We start from the raw sequence: 22,002 nt of genomic DNA on the forward strand, positions 1-22,002 counted from the left end.
AAGTTATCAAAATGAAACATATAAAATATATTCTTCTTTCCTTATTAATTTGCAGTACGTTTTCCTGCAAGAAGGAATTTTTAGCATTGCAACCGCAGGGCGAACTCACCGAGGAACAGTTAATGAGCCAAGAGGGGGTTGAAGGACTTTTAATAGGCTCCTATAGCTTACTTAATGGCAATTTAGACGGAACATGGGGTAATTATGGGGCAGCACCAAGCCAATGGCTATTTGGCGAGGTTGCATCTGATAATGCCCATAAAGGGAGTAGCACAGGAGATCAGCCGCCCATGAATGCCATTGAACAGCATTCGCCAACCAGTACAAATGATAATTTATCGAATATTTGGAACAGGTGTTTTGAAGGAATTCAACGCTGTAACCGTACGCTAAAAGTCCTTGCCAGCTTACAGGCAGGTTCGGGATCAGCCAAATTTGATGATGCCCGAGCAAAAGAAATTCAAGGTGAAGCCAGATTGTTACGTGGACATTATTATTTCTTTTTGGTTCGTATATTTAAAGTTGTGCCTTATGTTACCGAGGCCAATAGTGGTGCTTTTGTTCCAAATGATAAAGATATTTATCCAAATATTGTAGATGATCTTCAGTTTGCCGTTGCCAACTTAAGCACAACCAAACCAAAAAATCAAAAAGGTAGGGTTGATAAATATGCTGCTCAGGCTTATCTTGGAAAGGTACTTTTATACCAAAAGAAATATACAGAGGCTTATGATCTGTTAAATGCGGTAATATTGGCAAAACCAAGTTTGATCGATATGCCCTATTCAGACAACTTTGATATCACCAAAGAAGACGGACCTGAAACCATTATGTCTGTTCAACATTCAGTTGGAACAGATGGTACCGGCGGAGATAACGGCAACGTGGGCGATATGCTCAACTTTCCATATGGTAATGCACCGATTAACTGTTGCGGTTTCTTCCAGCCAACTATCGATCTGGCCAACTCATTTAAGGTAAACGCCCTTGGCTTACCGCTACTGGATGGCAGCTATCGTACTAATCCCTATAAATCTGATTATGGATTAACCGGAACGGATAAAACAAACTACACCGTAGATAAGACTTTACCTTTAGATCCACGAATTGAATCGACAATAGGAAGGCGTGGCGTTCCATATCGCGATTGGGGTTTAATGCCTGGTGATACCTGGATTCGCGACGCCAGCAACGGCGGCCCTTTTCTGGCTGTTAAGAATACCATTGATGCGGCTCAGATTTCGAGCGGAACAGCCCCGGGAAGTTCCAACGTAACCGGATTAAACGTAAACCTGATCCGCTTAGCTGATGTTTACCTGATGGCGGCAGAATGTGCAGTAGAAAAAGGCGATTTGGGCAGAGCTTTAATATTGGTTAATGCTGTTAGAGCCCGTGCGGCTAAAATTACCCCTCGTGATATAAATGGGACTCCGGCGGCGGCTTACAAAGTTAGCCAGTATACCTCATTTCCAAATGATACCTATGCAAGAAATGCGGTGCGTTTCGAACGCAGGTTAGAGTTGGCATTAGAAGGTCACCGCTTCTTTGATTTGGTACGTTGGGGCATAGCCAAACAAACACTGGAAAGTTATTTTTCTTTTGAAGGTGGATACTTTAATTACTTAAAAGGCATTACCATCGAAACCAGAGATGATTATTTCCCTTTACCGCAAGATCAGATTGATAGGAGTAATGGTACCCTAAAACAAAGCCCGGGGTATTAATTCTGATTTGTTTTAATGAAAACGCATGGAGTAAGCATTAGCCTTCCATGCGTTTTTTTTTATAGTTATTTTACAGATGGATTATTTCTCCTCCTTAAACCTGCTAAAAAATAATAGGGCAATTAAACAGAGCCCGAAACCTACAATTCCATTTAGGCGTAGTCCGAAATCGTTGCCAGGATCCTTGCCGTAAATGGTAAGCATGGCGAAAATGGCGATGCCTAAGGTTTGTCCGAGTTTTACAAAAAGATATTTGACGGCGAAGAACATACCTTCGTGGTTTTCTCCGGTTTCTAAAGTATCTCTTTGCGCAATATCAGCTAAAATCGCTGTAGGTAAAATGCCAAGTGCCGCTAATGGAAACGAAGCGGATAGTACCAGGATGTAAATCTGTGTGTGTGGGCCAAATGGTAATTTGCCTAAAAAGAAAATGGTAACGAAAATTAAGCACAACACGCCAAAGGCAAGTAATACAAAAGGTTTTTTGCCGATTTTAGCCGAACCAAAATTAACCAGCGGGTAAAATAGCAAGGAAGCAAAAACCATTGCACCCATAAATTTTCCGCCTTCTGATTCTGGTAAGCCCAACAAAACCGTACAAAAAAACAATAAACCGCTTGAAATAATACTCAGGGCCGTATAAAAAGCAAAATCAGATATCAGGTAATATTTAAAATTGCTGTTTTTAAAGGTACTCTTAATTGCTGGCCATAAAGGGATATGAGTAGGCTTTGCAACCGAAAATTCCTTTTCGTTGATGAAAGAAATTGGCAATAACATTACCAGTCCGGATAAGATACACAAACCCCATATTGCAATCTGGATGGCTTCGCTGCGGTTGGCTACATGAAAATGAGCCTCAACCAGATCGGCAAAGTTGTTGGTACAGGCCGATAGAATGATTCCGATTACAAAACCAACCTGTTGATAACTGGATAACTTAACTTTTTGCCTTGGTGTATTGGTTACTTCGGCCAGCAGCGCGTTATAAGGAATAATATAAGTGGTAACTGATACAAAAAACAAACAAAGTGTGATGGTTAACCACCAGGCATTATGCAGGGTCTCCATTTTTTGGATCGGGTAGAAAACCAGTCCGCAAAAAAGCATAGCAGGAACAATTGCCCATTTCATAAAAGGCATCCTTCGACCATTTTTATTGGTGCATGCATCACTTTTAGCGGCAATAAACGGATCGTAAATGGCATCCACCAACCTTCCTGAAGCAGCAATAATTGAAAGGATATTAAATGCACCCAATAAAACGAGCTGTGGTACCAAAGGCGGCAGGCCAGCGTTGCTTGGAGGAAGATAGAAATAGGGAAGCATTACGATGATAATGTTTGTCATCGTGCTCCATCCAATCATACCAGCAGCGTAAGCAATTTCTTGTTTTAAGGAGAGTGTTTTGTTCATTAATTATTTTAAAGTTGTTTCTAAACCTCACAGGTTTCAAAAACCTGTGAGGTTTGAATACCCAGTTTGCTATTTTTTCTTAAACCACCTGCTCACAAAATAGATGACCAGAAAGCCTACAAAAATATATAATCCGTTCAATGCCGCGTTCGGGTCATCAGCATAAATGCTAAAGGCCACGAAAGTATAAGCGGCAATAAATATGATAGGCAATATAGGATATAAAGGAACAGTATAGATGGTTTTTTTATCAAGATCTGCCGTTCTTTTTCTAAGAATGAAAATCGTTGCTGCCGAACTGGCCATGCTAATGCTTTCTAAAAAGATAGTATAGTTTAAAATTTTGTCGAAGGTTTTGGCATAGAAAATAATTACAACGGCAATTAACGTAAAAACCGTTAAACTAATGGTAATTACCTCTGTTTTATTGTTCATCCTGCTGAATATTTTTGGCAGTGCTCCTTCTTCGCCCATGGCAAACATGGCTCTTGGGTTACTCAATAGATTTACGTTTACATAACCCATTACCGAAAAAAAGATAATTATGGAAAGTGCGTTAAATCCGGCAGGACCAAATATCTTCGAAGCCAGTATCGCGGCTATGCTTTCCGCTGATTTTAATTCTTCAAAACCGATGACCTTTACATACACATAGTTGATCGCCAGATAAAGGATTACAATAATGGTTAAGCCGATAATAATTGAACGTGGAATTACTTTTTTGGCTTCTTTAACTTCCCCGCCAAAGTTGATGGTTTGCGCATAACCTGCGTAAGAAAAAGAAACCGCAATTAAACACAGGCCTAAGGCTTTCCCATAATCAGACCAGGTTGGTAAAGCACCAGTTGCTGTTTTAAAGATCGGGGTAACGGTTTGTGTTTGTCCGCCGAAAAATACAGCGCAGATGAGCGTTAAAATCATCCCAATTTTAATTACCGTTAACACATTCTGTGTTTTAGAACTCGCTTTTAAGCCTAACAGGTTAATGAAATAAAACACCAAAATGGTGGTAATGGCAATAGCAACGCGGTAGGTTTCATTCTGTTTATCGATAGGTAAAATAATTTTACTCAGGTATTCTGCCCCAATAATCGAAATGGCCGCTACAGATGCCGCACTCGAAATGATTACAATACAATTAATGGCAAAGGCAATGGATGGGTGATAAGCGGCTGAAAATATTTTATAGTACCCTCCTGTTACCGGAAAACGGGAACCAATTTCGGCATAAGTTAATGCACCACAAAAGGCTACAAAACCACCGATAAACCAGGCCAAATAAAACAGTTCGGGAATTTGTGCCTTAGCTGCTACGTTTACAGGCGTACGGAAAACGCCCATGCCAATAACCAAACTCACCACAATCATGGATAAATCGAATAGCGAAAGTTGCTTCTTTTGTTGCATTAAATAGAATTATGAATATTGGGTTGAAGATAGGCAAATTTGAATGATTGAGTGAGGAATGATTGAAGAGGGCTATTGAATTAGGTATAATTGGTTTCCGGGGATGTGGAAAAATGGTTCATAGTTTGATCGCTCATGGTTGATGGCCCATAAGCCTATTGGCCATGAGCCATCGATTATCAGGCTATTGACAAAAAGACCATGAACCATCACCCTATACAACTCACTGTTCACATGTGGAAATTTTCTTTTGCGAGCCTCACAGAATAAATCTATTATTGTATAATAATTCTGAAGAACGTATTTGAAATTATTTTTATTTCAATCATCAGGGTTATTTCTACAAATTCTTCATCGCTTTGCAAACCAAAAAAATGCAGGGTTTTTCATTGAAGAACAGATAAAAACAGTATGGCAGAAGTAATTTATAACGACGATAGTATCCGTTCATTAGATTGGAAAGAGCACATCAGGCTTCGTCCGGGGATGTACATTGGTAAACTTGGCGATGGTTCTGCGCAGGACGACGGTATTTACGTTTTGTTAAAAGAAATTGTAGATAACTCTATCGATGAGTTTGTAATGGGTACCGGAAAAACCATCGAAATTACTGTTTCTGAGCAAAAGGTAAATATACGTGATTACGGTCGTGGCATTCCACTGGGCAAGGTAATCGATTGTGTAAGCAAGATTAATACCGGTGGTAAATACGATAGCAATGCTTTCCAGAAATCTGTTGGTTTAAATGGGGTAGGTACTAAGGCTGTAAATGCACTTTCTACTAGTTTTACGGTGCAATCGTACCGTGATGGAAAAACAAAAAAGGTAGAATTTTCTAAAGGAGAAATTGTAAATGAGCAGCCAATTATTGATACTACTCAGCGTAATGGTACGGCGATTACTTTTTATCCAGATGAAACCATTTTCAGAAACTACCATTACATCCCTGATTTTGTAGAGAGTATGGTGTGGAACTACGTGTTCTTAAATACAGGTTTAACCGTAAATTTTAATAACCAGAAATATTTTTCAGAAAGAGGTCTTTACGATCTGCTTTCTAAATTTAATAAGCCAGAAGAAATCCGTTATCCAATTATCCACATGATTGGGCCGGATATTGAAATAGCGATGACCCACGGCCAACAATATGGCGAAGATTACCACTCATTTGTAAACGGACAGCACACCACACAAGGCGGAACGCACCAGGCGGCTTTCAGGGCAGCGGTGGTGAAAACCGTTAGAGAGTTTTTCAAAAAAGAGTTTGATGCAGCCGATGTTCGTTCATCCATTATTGCAGCAATTTCTGTGCGTGTACAGGAGCCCGTGTTCGAATCGCAGACCAAAACAAAACTGGGTTCGCAGAATATGGGACCAGAAGGGCCATCGGTAGCCACTTTTATCAACGATTTTGTTAAAAAAGAATTGGATGATTATCTGCATAAAAATCCAGATGTTGCTGATGCCTTGTTAAAAAGAATTATGCAGTCGGAGCGCGAGCGTAAAGATATTGCGGGCATTAAGAAGCTGGCAAACGATAGAGCGAAAAAGGCATCGTTACACAATAAAAAACTGCGCGATTGTAAGGTGCATTTTAATACTACACACGAGAAACGTTACGAAACTACTTTGTTTATTACCGAGGGAGATTCAGCATCGGGTTCGATCACAAAATCGCGCGATGTAGATTGTCAGGCGGTGTTTAGTTTAAAGGGTAAACCACTAAACTGTTACGAACTAACCAAAAAGGTAGTTTACGAAAATGAAGAATTTAATCTGCTACAGCATGCTTTAAATATTGAAGATGGTTTAGAAGGATTACATTATAACAATATTGTAATTGCAACTGATGCCGATGTGGATGGGATGCACATCCGTTTGTTGATGATGACCTTCTTTCTTCAGTTTTTTCCCGATCTGGTAAAAGCAGGGCATGTGTATATTCTACAAACGCCGCTTTTCAGGGTTCGGAACAAAAAAGAAACGATTTATTGCTATAGTGATGAAGAACGTAAAAACGCCATCGAAAAACTGGGCAATAAACCAGAAATTACCCGATTTAAAGGTTTAGGAGAAATTTCTCCTGATGAATTCGGTTTGTTTATTGGAAAGGATATCAGGTTAGATCCGGTTATTTTGAAAGATCAGACGATTAAAAGTTTGCTGGAGTATTACATGGGTAAAAATACGCCTGATAGGCAGCAGCACATTATCCGTAACCTACGGATAGAAAAGGATGAGGTAACTGAAGAACCTAAAGTAATTACTGAAGAAGTAGCATAAAAGAGAAAGTCAAGTTTGAAAAGAACTTGACTTTTTTGTTTAATGCGTTGCGTTGAAAAGATCCTTCGACTCCGCTCAGGATGACAATCGCGTTTGAATGCTTGCGGTTAAATCACTCTTGGCGTCCTGCTGAACTCGTTTCAGCATCTATCTTGTTATGCCGTGGTTCGTGCCTTCACGAACCAGCTTTATCTATAAAAAGGAAATTAAGCTTTTAAAGCATGGCTTTCTTGGTTATAACCGTTTTATAGCTTTAAGATTCCCGCATGTGCGGGAATGACGACCGCGTGTTGGAAAGATCCTGAAACAAGTTCAGGATGACGACCGTCTTATTCTTTAGGTACATTCACCGTATCTTCCGGGTGTTGTGGCGGCAATACATCTACCTTTTTCTCTACGATAGTAATTTTTGTAAACACGGCATATTTACTAGGTGAAATGCCATTATCGTACTTTTCCGCATAGGCCTGTGTAAATTCGGCACCGAAGTAGAGTATTATTGAGGTATAATAAATCCATAATAAAATCACAATGATGGAACTGGCTGCGCCAAAGGCCGAGCCCGGATTACCTTTTTCGATATAAATCCCGATCAGGTATTTACCCAAACTGAAAAGAACCGCAGTAAATAAAGCACCGATTATGGCTGATTTCCATCGGATGATCACATCGGGTAATACCTTAAATATAACAGCAAATACCGCTGTAACGGCAGCAAGGGTTATTACATTGTTTAAAATATAAATTAGAATGGCCATTGTATCGTTTGCAACGGGGATTACTTCATCTATCTTACTTTGCGAAAGCAGGTTGGCCAATTTAGAACCCAAACCAACTACTACAGTGTTAACCACTAGTGAAACAAGCAACAAAAAGCCCATCGAAACAATTAAAGAGAAAGACAATAACCTGTTAGAAAGCATTTTTATCCAGCCTTTTTTGGGCACAGCCTTTACTTTCCAGATCATGTTGATACTATCTTGTATCTCAATAAAAATAGCAGTTGAACCAATAATCAATGTACAAATCCCAATAATTAAACCAATGGTAGATTGCCCGGATTTGTTTGCATGTTCTACAAAACCTTGGATTTGCGTCGCCGCCTCTTTGCCAACCATTTTCGTAACCTGCCCATAAAACTGACCTCTTGTTTCCTCATTTCTTTTGTCGCCAAAAAATAGGGTAGCGGCAGATAGCATGATAATGATGAGTGGAGTAAGTGAAAAAATGGTGTAGTAAGCAAGCGAAGCACTTAATTTAGTTACCCTATCTTCCATAAAACCTTTCCCGGCAGCAACGAAAAGATGATATAGCGCAATGAAGAAATGTTTGATCTTATGGATAACTCTCATAGAAAAATTAAAACGGATATCCTATCCCAATGTTAAAAATTAAGTTCTGTTTACGCCAGTCTTTATTGCCGAAGGCGATATCATCGAATACCCATCTCTGTCCTTCCGGCAGGTAAGGTTTACGTACGGGGAAGGCCACATCTAAGCGGACTACGAAGATGCTTACATCTACCCGTAAGCCTGCACCAGTACCCACTGCCAGCTCGCTAAAGGCATTTTTTAGCTTAAAACCAGATCCAAGTCTTGCCGTCTCAGGTTTGCCGGGCTCTCCAAGATCTTCTTTTCTTAGCCAGATATTTCCGGCATCTACAAATAAGGCACCATAGAGTACACTTACTATCTTAAACCTTAGTTCTGAGTTAAGCATTAACTTAATATCACCACCCTGATCGGCAAAAATTGCATCATCCGGAACTTTATAAGTCCCAGGGCCTAAAGTTCTGGCCGGAAAAGCCCTGATATCGTTACTGCCCCCAGCAAAAAACTGTTTAACAAATGGGAGTGAGGTAGAGTTACCGTAAGCATAACCATAACCCAGGTTTAACCTGTTTGCCCAGATTAAGTTTCTGGTGATTTTATAATAATCCCTTAAATCGGCTTCTGCCCTGATAAACTGCGTTAATGGTCTGTTAAAAATAGATCGTTGGCCATTTTCATCTTTTGGGGTAAACAGCCCCCAAACATTACCACCCGTTTCTAACCCGCCAAAGAAATAGGTATTATTTCTGCGGCTATCCTCCATCTGGTTGGTATAGGTGAAGTTATAGTTACTGCCAATAATAAACTGGCTTTCTAAAGTGGTTCTTAATAATGGATTCTGTTCGTATATGTTTTTTTCTGTGAGTGAATCAGGAAAACTTGTTGAAACATAACTAATCGATATGGGGTTGAAATTATGCTCTTTGTATAAATTCTCTTTAAAGTTGTAACCATATTGCCCTTTAAAAGCATGTAAAGTATATTCAGAACCACGGTTAAGCATCTGGTAAGAAAGCGAGGCAATGGTTTTCGGGATGAAAGCATTGGTACTATTCGGTTTGTAAAAGGGAACAATAAACCTCGGGAAAGTCAATTTTCCTTCAGCAGTTAATGATAAAGAGTTTTTGCCTAGAGAAGTTCCCTTGGTTTGCGTTTCGAAGCCACCACTAACACTCAAATCTAATTGTTCTGCATTTCTAAACAAGTTTCTGGTGGTTTGCGTTACTTTTACCTCTGAGCCAACGAAATTGTTTGATTTACTCGTTCCTACAACCGAAAAGGTGAGTGAGTTTTTCTTTAAAGGCGTTAAATAGATATTTAAATCGAGCTGATTGTTTCTGAAACTATCAACGGGTAAAAATTCGGCCCTTACATCCTGAAAAGCACCTACATTTACCATTCGGTTTAACGATTGGTTATGATCTTTACGGTTATAGGGCTCGCCTTTTTGAAAAAACACTAAACGATCGAAAAGCCTTGGTTTAAAGGTATTTCGGTCATCGTATATATTGAAATCGTTATACTGCAAGGGTTTCAGTTTTCTCAATGTGCTATCTCGCCTTAACGAATAATTAGGATATATATTGATGTTTTTAATGGTATAGGGTTTTAATGCTGCATCGGGCGCAATATCTTTTACCTTAACCGAAACATTAACCAGGTTTTTACCTATAGTACTATCTACCTGCATAATTAAATAATCAGGACTGAAATAGAAATAGCCACTTTCCTTTAAGTCGTTATCGATCCTGATCCGTTCATTTTTGTAGGTATCGATGTCATAATAATCGCCAACTTTTAGCAAGGTTTTGTCTTTGTTGGCATTGATGATCTTGGTCAGTACCCCAGTATCCGGAGGGAAATTAATCTTGTTGATTTTATAGCGTTGTCCGGTAAGTGCAGTATAGATGGCCTTACCCTTTTTTTCCTTGATAACGGTATCGCCGGTAACATTTGCCTGTAAATAGCCTTCGCTAATGAGGTAACTGGATAATACATCATTGTTGTATTTCAGCTTTACATCGTTCAATAATACAGGTGGTTCTCCTTGTCTGCGTAACCAGTTTCTAAAACCTTTTGGTTTTTTGGGTTGGCCAGCAAGATTGTAAATGCCCAGTTTATATTTAATGCCAAGTATAGACTTATTGGGGCGTGGTCTTGTTTTAGCTTCCAGATCGGTTTTAACCTGTTTTTCATTGTCAATTTTTCCCGATGAGTCTGGATTGATTTTTACTTCAGCACCGGTATACAAAATCTGTCCTGGTTTTAACGATTTGGTACTGCTGCAGGCCGCCCAAACTAAACAGGCCAATAAAAATAAAAGTGGTCTAGTTAGTTTTCTCATCTTGTGCTTTCTGTTCAATGTTTCTTATTCTTCTGATTCTTTTCTTTTGAAAAATCTCTCTAAACTTATTGTAATCTACTACCAGGGTAAAGCCTAAGCCTGTTTCAACAATCTGTCCCTGTATAATCATATCGTTCTGGTTTCTGCGGTAAGCCCTTAAGCGGTACCGCCCATCGGCAGAAAGTGCATATTCTACGTTTACGTTTCCGGCAATATTGGTCGATTTTTCTCCTGGTGCCTGTGGCCCTTCTAAAGCAAAAGAGCTTCCTACGCTAACGGTTAATCTATCGTTTAGCAGTTTTTTAGATAAGCCAACCTCCAGATCTGTTTTTTGCTGCATCGAACCTGTTGAATAATCTTCAGATGAATTTACACCGAAGTTAAGATCAACACCCTGAATTAAATCGGAGGTTAAATTATTCAATTGTTCGGTTAACAGTTTGCTTACACTCGAACGGGCAAGGGTAGAAACACCGCCACCACCGCCGGCCAGACTTTGGAAAGGATTATTGGCAATAAACCGGTTTAGGGCAAGTAAAGAAAGCACCTGTTTGTTCAACTCACTTTCATCGCGGTTTACATTAATTAATTTGGTATAAACCTGGCCATTTAAAGCGCCACGCTCATTTTCTGGCAGATCGAGCTTAAATGAAATGGTTGGCTTTAACAATTCGCCTTTTATCATCAGATAAACCTGGAAAGGCAATTTTGTTCTCGCCTCGTAGAGATCCGGCTGGTTTAACAGATCGATGGGAGCAGCGTTAACTTCGTATAAAGCCGTAATATTGGCCGTAGCAGAAGTAGGCTCACCTGTCCACACAATGGTACTGCCTTTAACCAGTTTAAATTCTTTTTTTACAACAGCCAGCGTTAAATTGTATGAACCATCAACTATTTCATAGCGACCGGTCATGCTGATTTTACCGCTTGGGTCCATCGTTACATTTAAGTCTGCATCACCTCTAACTTTTAAATTATCGCCAGTAGATGGATCTACAACAACATTCAGTTCCGCTTCCGGATCTACTTTAACTGTTGCCACCAGGTTTAATCCCTTAATCGGAGATTTACTGATGCTATCAACTTTAAGTGCTTTTTGTCCGTTAAAAGGAGGTGCATCGGCATCAATAAACTGTACTATACCTTCCTGGTCAATAATCGCAGGGTCACTTGAAGGCAAAGCGAAGAAAAATTTTGTACCCTTATTCACATTAACGTTCATGTTCACATCAGGTTGGTTTAAATCTCCGCGTACTTTAATATTGCTTGTTAAGAATACCGTCCCGTAAATCATGTCATTATCAACTGCGGTCGAATTAATTGCCCTGAAATTGTTTGTTCGGATGTCTAAACCGAAACGGTAATTTTTAAAATCGGTGGTATAAATTTTTCCGTTTACGGTTGCCTTCTGATTTAAGGAATCAAGGAGTGTAAAATTGTTAAAACTGATGCCTTCGTTTGTGAATGAAATCTTTTCGTTAGGCATGCGGAAATATGAATTTACATAAGCCACATTAAATCCTGCATTATTGAAAGTTAAATCGCCCAGTATTTTCGGAGCTGTTAGCGCACCTTTAACCGTTAATGCGCCCGTTAAGGTTCCGGTACCACGTTTAAGCTGACCAGCAGATAAACTTTCTATATTTTTCATTTCAATCTTATCGATGTTTACCTTAAGATCTAAAGCGCTTTCTGGTGCAGTATAATAGAAGCCGTTAACCCTTAACTCGTGCACGCCTGTTAAAGCAACATTTACCTCGAAAGCATTTTCGGTATTGTTGTTTACGGCCAGACGTAAAGTGCCCAGTTGATCTTTTTGATAACGCAGCTGATCGACGGTTAAATTTGCTTCAAATTTTGGCGTGCCGGCCAAATCTTTAACGTTTGCGGTTCCATTTAAACGGCCACCAACCAAAGTAGTATCGGTTTCTGCAAATTTGGTTAAAGTTTCTAGCTGGAAATCTTTAAATTCTACAGCCAGGGGGGCATTTGGTTCGGTGGGATTACTATTGATGGAAAGCGATTGACCGCTGTTACTAATCTGGAACTGGTTAACCAATATGCCTGATGCGCCAAATTGAATATAGTTATCCTGCGAAACCACCCATTTTTGATAATCGAGCAATAGTTTTTGCGGATCTAAAGTGAATTTGAAATCCTTATTAATCGATTGGAAAGTACCACCAATAACGTATTTGTTTTTAAGCTGCCTATCGCGAAGGAAGATGTTAACGCCTAAATTATTATTCGAAGCATCGCCACTTACTTCTGTATTAAAGAGTGCAATGGCCGGGCTTTGGAGACTTTTAACGGTTAAACTATAAGCCAGTTTATTGTTATCGTTATTGATGTTTAAAACCGTAGTATCTACCTTAAAATCGCCATAAACCACCTGTGGGAAATTCCCTTTAATCTGTAAGCTGTCTTTTTGCGTATCGATCAATCCATAAAACTGCGATTGTTTAAATACCGTTAACTCTGGTACAAACTCCTTCAATAATTTAGAATCGTAAACCTGAACGAAGAACCTTAGCCTTTGGTCGGGAACTTTAGCAACGGTACCAAAGGCATAGTATTTATTAATTTCGTTGATAATGGCATCGCCAACTTTGGTAAGCTGGTATTTGCCATCAATTTTTGCTGATAGTATTTCAGATTTTAAGGTCAGTTCATTTTCGGTAGCGGTCGATTTTGCACGGATGGAAATCGTATCAACATTAATTCTTTGTTTATCCTTTACCAATTGTAAGCCTGTAATATCAACCGATCCATTTAAATAATCAGCATCGGCGGTAGTGAGGTTTACTTTAACTATACCTGCCGCACTTAATACTGTTGGACTAAAGTTTAATGCCTGTAAGTTTACCTGCTTTAAGTTTAAGTCAGCTTTCACCGCAGGATATTTTCCTGCCAGATTCACTTTGGCATCTAAATTAAAGTTCGCATTGCTATCGGGCATGCTACTTTTAATGCTGATGTTTTGGTTGCTGTAATTGCCGGCAAGGCTTAAATTACGGTAGGTATATTTGTTATAATAAGCACTAATCACCTTAGCGTTAAACTTGGCGTTAATCTTTTTAGGATCGAGGCCTGTGCCGGCCACATTTGCCTTAACCGAAATCCGACCGAGTTTCGGTTGCATTTTTAAAAGCCTGCCAACGTTAAAGTTGTTTAAGTTAATATTGGCCTTATAACTTTCCTTACCTTTTGGTCCTTTCATACCTGCTACCAAAATTGCTCCACCCATATCGGTGTTGATGTTCAGGTTAGTGTTAAAATCGGTCATTGAACCCTTAAATGTGCCTTTCGCATCAATTACATTTGGCAATTCGATCGTAGGCGGCAGCGATTTTTTGGGTACAACCACCAAAATATCTCCTTTGGTTAGATGTAACTTTTTAATATTTAAATCGAGATAAGTTTTTTTGATGTCAGGTAGACCTTTCGCTTTTCCACTGATATCTATCTGCGTATTTTTTAGCCCACTGATCTGCAGTTTTGGGATATTCAGGTTATTCAGATAGCCATTAACATCAGCAGTCAGTTTTATTTTTTCGTTGCGGTAATTGGCTGGTATGGCATCGCTGAAAAAGCCAGCATCTTTTAAGCCGATGGTGGTGTTCTTAAAGGCCAAATTCAATTTTACGCGTTCAGGATGTTTGGTTAAATCCTCCATCGAGGTAAAATTTAATTCAGTCGCATTTTCGATTGAAGTATTAGGTGTTTTTAAAATGAAATTGCTCAGTTTGATCTGTTTGTCGTTATACACCGCATCGCCCCTCAGCTGATCCAGTACAAAGCCACTTTTTTCCTTTAATGATCCATTTTTAACATTGGCCTTTATACCTGCAGCGCTATAAGACACATCACTTGCGCCTAAATTGAGCTGGTTAATTTTTAGGTGATTAAAGTCTATGCCCTTGGCAGCAGGTTTTGCCCCAACATTATCGAACTGTACATTGTTATCGGCTAAACTGATGTTTTTGATGATCAGGCCTAAATTAGATTTCTCAGGTACTACGGTATCTTTAACTTTTTTTAAATCATTACTTGGCGCTGGTTTAAAAGCAAAAAGAATATTTGATTTATTTAAATGGGCATCATCAACCGAATATTTACTATTGGTTAAATCTACTTTAAGGTTTACCAAACCCAGGTCGTTTACATCGGCAACGGCTTTGGTAGTGGATAACTGATCGTCGTAATTTACCTTTACCTTACTGAAAATGAGGTTCTGCACTTCTATTAATGGCAGTTTGCCCTGTTCTTTCTCGGTGCTGTCAACACTGTTTGTAATGTGCTGCACCAGGTGAACTAGTGGTTTTTGTTGCAGATAACGTAAAGAAGTGTTTACTAAACTTAATTCTTTAATTACATAATGCTGGTTGGCTAAATCGAAATCTTTGATTTTAGTTTTAAAGGCACCGAGATATAATTTCACGTCATTACCGGCTACATCATCACGATAGTTAATGCCTATATCTTCAAATGAAACTTTATCGACAGAGAATTTAAGGGTAGAGGTGGTGTCTTTATCTACTTTTTCTTCAGGCTTTTTCTGATCGCTCATAAAAGCATCAACCAGGAACGAAAAGTTGAATGTTGTATCGGGACTAATACGCTTAACATTTGCGCGTATGTTTTTCAGCTCAATATTGTTAACCTCAATGGTGTTTTTTAAGAGTTTAAATAAGCTAATATCAACCGCCAGTTTTTCGGCATATAATAAGGTATCGCCTTTGCGATCTTCGATATAGAATTTATTTAGAACCACGTCTTTTGGCAATGCAATTTTAATGCTTTCTAACCTTACCTCAGTTTTGGTTTTGTTTTTAAGGTAATTTATGGCTTTGTCTTTAACAAAATTCTGAACTGCCGGAATATTTAAAGACAAGGCTAAACCAACAACCAGGATGATGATGGAAGCAATTACCCACAATAAAATTTTTAGACTTTTACGTACGTATTTATTCAAAGCTAAGCGTGTTTGGTGTTTGATAAATGCCAAAAGCATGCCATTAAAATTAATTTTAAGGCAGTTTTTATTAAATAATACAAAAAATAACTTAAATTGTTCGCCCGCTATAAAAATTTAACATAGGCGGTTTCCTAATTAGTTAAAAATGAATTCAATAAATCTAAATATATCTTTTGAACAATACGAAAGTATTACAGAATTAACATTGGCAGATAGAACGCTTTGCGAGCTTGCCGAGAAGGCTTTAAATACTTCATATTCTCCTTATTCTAAATTTAGGGTTGGTACGGCCATCCGTTTGGCTTCTGGCGAAACGGTATTGGGTAGCAATCAAGAAAATTTAGCCTACCCATCTGGACTTTGTGCAGAGCGTGTTGCCCTTTTTACTATTGGCGCTACCTATCCAAATGCAGTTATTGAAAGTATGGCTATTACTGCCCAAACTGATAATTTTGAGATTTTAAAGCCCGTTACTTCTTGCGGAGGCTGTTTGCAGGTGATGGCAGAGTTTGAACGCAAGCAAAATACGCCGATTGAGGTGATTTTTTATTGCTTAAACGGTGAGGTTTTAAAAGTACCCAGTGTAAAGAGTTTACTGCCTTTTGCTTTTGTAGAGGATCGGTTGGAGCGATAGGGCCGGCCGTCATTTCGAGCGGACCCCGATAGCTATCGGGTGCAACGTAGTCGAGAACCCGAAGGCTCAGCGAAGCTAAATCTATCGAGGTAGATCTCTCTCCCGAAGGTTTGGGACTATGCTTCAGTCGAAATGACGACTTTTCTCTTTAAATGAGGCTAAAATAATATTCTTGTCTTATTCCCTATATTTGGTTTTTTTAAACCACAATGAAACACCTCTATATCCTTATTTTCTCCCTTTTTATTTCTTTTGGCGCAAATGCCCAAACCGTTCTTAAAAGTAATGTAGTTTATAAAATAGTTTATTTCCGTTCTGCTGATGGGAAGCCGAAAGAAGACCGTAATGCCACTGTGGTAATCGCTTCAGCAAATCAGAATTTAATCAGCAATGTTGCTGTTCTCGATCATAAAGCAAAGTATCCTTACGAACAGAGCATTGTTGCTAAGCCAGCGCAGATTTTATTTCAGGTTGCTGATTTAGGCACAGATAAGCAGATTGCAACGGCCGATAGCCTTGCAATTGGTAAGCAAACCTTTGAGTTGAGCAACGAAACCAAAGTGATTTTGGGTTATACCTGCAAAAAGGCCACCACGGTTGTCAATTCCAATAGAATAGATTTATGGTATACAAGCGATGCTGGTATTAAAGCTGCACCCACCAGTTTGGGCCAGAACCTTGGTTTGGTTTTAGAACAGGTGCGTAACGGTAGTAGCTTTGTAACGGCTACAAAAATTGAGGAAGTTAAAAATTCGAAACCGATCGATCTGCAAAAAATAAGTGCTAAGCTAAGCGATGGATTAACATATAAAGATTTGCTTTGGAAAAGCAGGTTTACCACGCTGGGGGTTTTTAATAACGAAACAATTAATTTTATAGATAAACCACAATCGAACGATTCTGTATTCCGCTTTGCGGGGGGAACGGTGATTGCCAGGAAAGTTAAATTCCCTGAATTTCAGTCCGGCCCCAATGTTTTTGTCGATTTAACGGAGCAATCGAACGGCGATGCCTACGATCGAACAGGATCGGTATTTATCATCACAACCGATAAACAGATCAGTTTAATGGATGCACTTAAAAATTCTGTTAAAAACCTACCGGTTTATGATAATGGTAATGGAAAGAAATACCAGGGGGTTGTGGCCACAGCAAATTATAATCCCGTTATAGAGTTAATGCGCTTTTTTACCCCTTTTGGTATTGGTAAATACAATAATTTAAAATTGAAGGATAAAAATTGGGCTGAAAAAGTTTACTATAGACAGGATGTTTCTGAATTATTTCCGCTGATAAATGGAAAAGAAGTTTGGGTAGCCGTTTTTATTGGCAACTATGATAAAGGTGGCCATAAAGTTTCTTTAAATATAACCCTGCATAATGGAGGAAGAGAGAAAGAAGCTAAAGAAGTGATTTTGCCTTTGTTTAATTCAACAAATGTGATGGAGATGGCTGGACAGGAGTATGCAACCATGTTTAGCAGCGATAAGGGATTGGAAGTTTCCTTTACCTTAGCAAAAGACCTTAAAGATGCAAAACTGCGCTACATTACAACCGGCCATGGTGGCTGGGGAAATGGCGATGAGTTTGTGCCCCGGAAAAACACCATCTGGCTGGATGAAAAAGAAACATTCACTTTTACACCATGGCGCCAGGATTGTGGTTCGTACCGGTTATCGAATCCTGCCTCTGGAAATTTCGAAACGGGTCTTTCCTCCTCAGATTTAAGCCGTTCTAACTGGTGCCTGGGCACGGTTACCAATCCCGAATGGATCAGTTTAGGCGATTTAAAAGCTGGTGCACATACCATCAAAGTAACCATCCCGATGGGAAAACCTGAGGGCTCGAGTTCGAGCGCATGGAATGTTTCGGGTGTGTTGTTAGGTGTAGAATAGTTATAATATTTTTCTTACAATTGTCATTTCGACCGCAGTGGAGAAATCTATGATTAAAGCTTTTATCTTGTAGATTTCTCTATTGATTCGACTTCCTGCCGCATTGACACAGATAATATAAAGTTTTTTCTGCTCTATGCCACAGGGGCATGCTACTTTGGAGCGCCAAAGTAGCCAAAGCGCTTTGTCAATCCGGCAAGGTGGCTTCTCTCTGCCTCAGGCTCATCAAAAAAACAGCGGCACTTCGTTTTGTGTTCAATACCCTTTAAACGCTGGGAATCATGATTATTGAACACAAAACCACTGCGTTTCAGGTTTGGTAGTGCTAAATATATTATTGTGCACCTGTTTTTTTGATTCTCCTGCCACTTGGGATTGACAGCGTTCTTCGGTAAAACCTATGGGCTATTAAAGTTAGCTTAGCATAACACCCTATAAATCTACGATATAAAGATGTGTCCACACGTTAGGCCTGCGCGGGAATGACGTGTGGGCTAAACTTATCACATAATCCAGCTCCTCTCCTTATTTTCAAGGAGGGGCTGGAGGTGACCCTATGCACTGTGCAACCCTCAATAGCAGCACGAAACTATTTTTCTAAACCGGATTGAAGAGGAGATCCTTTTTTGCTGCCTTAGGCGGGGCTTGGAGCAAAAAAGATCGTATCGGAAAGCCGGAAGAAACACTAAACAAACCCTACCGGCCCCTGCTTTCCAAAACCCTTAAAACAATTTTCGATTTCGACAGGCCGCCAATGCCTGCCCATAGAGGCGAGGAGAGATCTTCGAATCAAATTATTTAAATTAAATTTTAAGATCTCTCCTCCAAAGGAATTCCATTGGAACACTAGGGTCGAGATGACGAAATATACTCCGTGGTTTCCGTGCCTCCGTGGCCAATACATAAACGTCAGGTCATTAAAAACAAATTTCCCATTCCGAAATGTGAATAACCTCTCTTCATTCTATGAAATCATTTTTATTATATTTACGGCTGCCAATTTTTGTAAATAAATGAGTGAAGAATTAGATCAAAACGTAAACGAAGAGCACAAACATACCATAACCCCAATCAACGGTTTATACGAAAACTGGTTTCTCGATTATGCGTCTTATGTAATTCTCGATAGGGCAGTTCCGCACATTAACGATGGACTAAAGCCTGTTCAACGGCGCATTATGCACTCACTTAAAGAGATGGATGATGGACGTTTTAATAAGGCGGCGAATGTAATCGGTAATACCATGAAATATCACCCGCATGGTGATGCATCTATTGGCGATGCGATGGTGCAGATCGGTCAAAAAGATTTATTGATCGATATGCAGGGTAACTGGGGCGATCCGGTTACGGGCGATAGTGCTGCGGCACCACGTTATATCGAGGCACGTTTATCAAAATTTGCCAACGATGTGGTGTTTAACCCTGATACTACCGAGTGGCAGTTAAGTTATGACGGGCGTAATAACGAGCCAATAACTTTACCGGTTAAATTCCCTTTGTTATTGGCGCAAGGGGCTGAAGGTATTGCTGTGGGGTTGGCGACCAAAGTAATGCCACACAATTTTATCGAATTGCTGGATGCCTCGATAGAAGCGCTGAAAGGTGTGCGCCCAAATATATTGCCCGATTTCTTTACGGGCGGTATGGCCGATTTCTCGAATTATAATGAAGGGCAGCGTGGAGGTAAAATCCGCGTGCGTGCGAAAATTACCGAGAAGGATAAAAAGACTTTGGTGATTACCGAAGTCCCGTTTAGCACCACAACAGGTTCTGTTATCGATAGCATTTTATCGGCCAATGATAAAGGCAAAATCAAGATTAAAAAGATTGAGGATAACACGGCGGCCAGCGTAGAAATTGTAGTGCACCTGGCACCGGGTATTTCGCCTGATGTAACCATTGATGCACTGTATGCCTTTACAGCCTGCGAGGTATCGATTTCGCCAAATACCTGTATTATTCAAGGCGATAAGCCACTCTTTTTGAGTGTAAACGATATCCTGATTGAAAATACAAAACACACTAAAAATTTACTAAAAAGAGAACTGGAGATTCGCTTGCACGAGTTGCAGGAAAAGATTTTCTTTAGTTCTTTACTTAAAATATTTATTCAGGAGGGCATGTATAAAAATCCTGAATATGAAAACTCAACCAATTTTGATACCGTAGTTGAGGTATTACACATTTTATTTGATCCGTTTAAGCCGTCGCTTTACCGCGAAATTTTGCCTGAGGATTTTAAGAAACTGATTGATAAGCCAATGAGTAGCATCACCCGTTTTGATGTGAAAAAGGCCGATGAACAGATGAAAAATCTGGAAGATGAAATTAAGGTGGTTAAAAATCATTTAAAACATCTTACCGATTATGCTATTGCCTGGTACCAGAAACTGAAGGATAAATACGGAAAGGGAAGAGAACGTAAAACCGAAATCCGTTTGTTCGATCGGGTAGAAGCATCGAAAGTAGCATTGGCGAACGTGAAACTGTATATGAACCGTGAGGATGGATTTATCGGATCGGGTTTACGTAAAGATGAATTCGTAGCAGACTGTTCGGATATAGACGAAGTAATTGTTTTCCGTGAAGATGGTAAATGCATCATTACCAAGGTGGCCGATAAAACCTTTGTAGGCAAAGGCATTATTCACGCCCAGGTATTTAAGAAAAACGACGAGCGTACCATTTACAACATGATTTATAAAGATGGTGCAAGTGGTACTTCATATATTAAAAGGTTTGCCGTAGTTGGGGTAACACGCGATAAGGAATACGATTTAACCAAGGGATCGAAAGGCTCAAAGGTTTTATATTTTACCGCGAACCCGAATGGTGAGGCTGAAGTAGTGAATGTTGCGCTGAAACCGCATTCTAAATTGCGCAAGCTTCAGTTCGATCAGGATTTTGCAGAAGTGGCCATTAAGGGGCGTGGATCGCAGGGGAATATCATTTCGAAATATCCGGTCAAAAAGATCATCTTGAAGAGCAAAGGCGTTTCTACCTTATCAGGACTAAAAATTTGGTATGATGATTTATTAAAACGCTTAAATGTTGATGGCCGTGGAAAATACCTGGGCGAATTTGATGGCGACGACCGCATTTTACAGGTACACAAAGATGGCTTTTACGAGTTAAGTTCTTTTGAATTGAGTAACCATTTTGATGATGGCCTGATCTTGATCCAGAAGTTTGATCCGGAGAAGATTTTTGCTGCAGTCCATTTTGAAGGTAAGGCACAAAATTATTTTATTAAACGTTTTACATTCGAACTGCAAGCTAATGGCAGGAAAACCATTTTTATTAGTGAAGAGCAAAAATCGAGGTTGTTGTTCCTTACTTCAAATCCGGCAGCGAAAATTATTGTTGATGTTTTAAAGGGTAAAACCCAAATTCCGGAAACATTGGATTTAACCTTAGCAGAACTGATTGATGTTAAAGGACTAAAGGCAAATGGCAATCGATTATCGCCGCATGACGTACAGAAAGTGGTGTTAGAAGAGCCTGAGGTAGCCGTTGAGGAACCAGAGGAAATCAACATCGAAGAAATTGAGGGTAAGGAGTTAACGGCTGATGAAGAAGTGAACAATGAAGAAACAGTAAGCGATGTTGAAGGGCCTGAAGCAAAAGTAACTGATGAACCTGTTGTAGCGCAACCAAAACCAAAATTCGAGCGTGCAGAAGTTCCTGTGGTTAAGCCTGATAAACCAGAGGTAAAAGAAAAACCTGTTACTGTAGAAAAGCCATTGGTAGAAAAACCTAAGCCAGAAGCCGAACCTGTTAAAAAAGAAGAAGTTAAAACTGTAGATAAACCCGAAGTAGAAGAAAAACCCGTTAAAAAGATAGATTTCGAAATCACCAATCCGGATGATATAGATATTGACGATAAGGGGCAGCTGGGATTATTTTAAATATTACCAAGATCTTTATCCCGCCGTAGTGTTCAGAAGAACTCCTTTGGAGGAGCACTCTTAAGTGAACGCAGTTAAA

General features: G+C 39.5%; 10 protein-coding genes. 5 read left to right on the forward strand and 5 right to left on the reverse strand.

Annotated elements, in window-relative coordinates:
* Positions 1-11: 11 nt before the first annotated feature.
* Complete coding sequence (locus AC07VK_RS11195; RefSeq protein ID WP_492960464.1) at positions 12-1,724, forward strand: RagB/SusD family nutrient uptake outer membrane protein; 1,713 nt, start codon at positions 12-14, stop codon at positions 1,722-1,724.
* 81 nt (positions 1,725-1,805) lie between these two features.
* Here the strand turns inward: AC07VK_RS11195 and AC07VK_RS11200 are convergent, their stop codons facing one another.
* Complete coding sequence (locus AC07VK_RS11200; protein WP_492960466.1) at positions 1,806-3,140, reverse strand: MFS transporter; 1,335 nt, start codon at positions 3,138-3,140, stop codon at positions 1,806-1,808.
* 69 nt (positions 3,141-3,209) lie between these two features.
* On the reverse strand, positions 3,210-4,547 hold the full coding sequence (locus tag AC07VK_RS11205) for an APC family permease (protein WP_492960468.1): 1,338 nt from the start codon (positions 4,545-4,547) through the stop codon (positions 3,210-3,212).
* Positions 4,548-4,958: 411 nt separating this feature from the next.
* Between AC07VK_RS11205 and AC07VK_RS11210 the strand changes: the two genes are divergently transcribed.
* Positions 4,959-6,830 (forward strand): DNA topoisomerase IV subunit B, encoded by a 1,872-nt coding sequence (locus tag AC07VK_RS11210; RefSeq protein ID WP_492954758.1) that lies wholly within the window; start codon positions 4,959-4,961, stop codon positions 6,828-6,830.
* 329 nt (positions 6,831-7,159) lie between these two features.
* Here AC07VK_RS11210 and AC07VK_RS11215 read toward each other — a convergent pair whose 3' ends face one another.
* The 3 genes from AC07VK_RS11215 to AC07VK_RS11225 are packed head-to-tail and all read right to left on the reverse strand — an operon-like array spanning position 7,160 to position 15,519.
* The gene (locus AC07VK_RS11215; protein ID WP_057932033.1) at positions 7,160-8,182 is read right to left on the reverse strand and encodes a YihY/virulence factor BrkB family protein; all 1,023 of its coding nucleotides are present in this window, start codon (positions 8,180-8,182) and stop codon (positions 7,160-7,162) included.
* Between the two features lie 7 nt (positions 8,183-8,189).
* Complete coding sequence (gene tamL, locus AC07VK_RS11220; RefSeq protein WP_492960470.1) at positions 8,190-10,505, reverse strand: translocation and assembly module lipoprotein TamL; 2,316 nt, start codon at positions 10,503-10,505, stop codon at positions 8,190-8,192.
* A complete protein-coding gene (locus AC07VK_RS11225; protein ID WP_492960472.1) occupies positions 10,489-15,519 on the reverse strand; it encodes a translocation/assembly module TamB domain-containing protein in 5,031 nt (1,676 codons plus the stop codon). Before AC07VK_RS11225 ends, tamL begins: the two co-directional genes overlap by 17 nt.
* 109 nt (positions 15,520-15,628) lie before the next feature.
* On the opposite strand from AC07VK_RS11225, the gene AC07VK_RS11230 reads away from it, so the two are divergent.
* The 3 genes from AC07VK_RS11230 (at position 15,629) to AC07VK_RS11240 (ending at position 21,923) form a co-directional block, all read left to right on the forward strand.
* The gene (locus AC07VK_RS11230; protein WP_492954761.1) at positions 15,629-16,117 is read left to right on the forward strand and encodes a cytidine deaminase; all 489 of its coding nucleotides are present in this window, start codon (positions 15,629-15,631) and stop codon (positions 16,115-16,117) included.
* A gap of 209 nt (positions 16,118-16,326) precedes the next feature.
* Positions 16,327-18,012 (forward strand): PNGase F N-terminal domain-containing protein, encoded by a 1,686-nt coding sequence (locus AC07VK_RS11235; RefSeq protein WP_492960474.1) that lies wholly within the window; start codon positions 16,327-16,329, stop codon positions 18,010-18,012.
* Positions 18,013-19,025: 1,013 nt separating this feature from the next.
* A complete protein-coding gene (locus tag AC07VK_RS11240; RefSeq protein ID WP_492960476.1) occupies positions 19,026-21,923 on the forward strand; it encodes a DNA gyrase/topoisomerase IV subunit A in 2,898 nt (965 codons plus the stop codon).
* The last annotated feature ends 79 nt before the right edge of the window (positions 21,924-22,002 follow it).

Source organism: Pedobacter sp. GW821-FHT01D05, assembly GCF_059422505.1.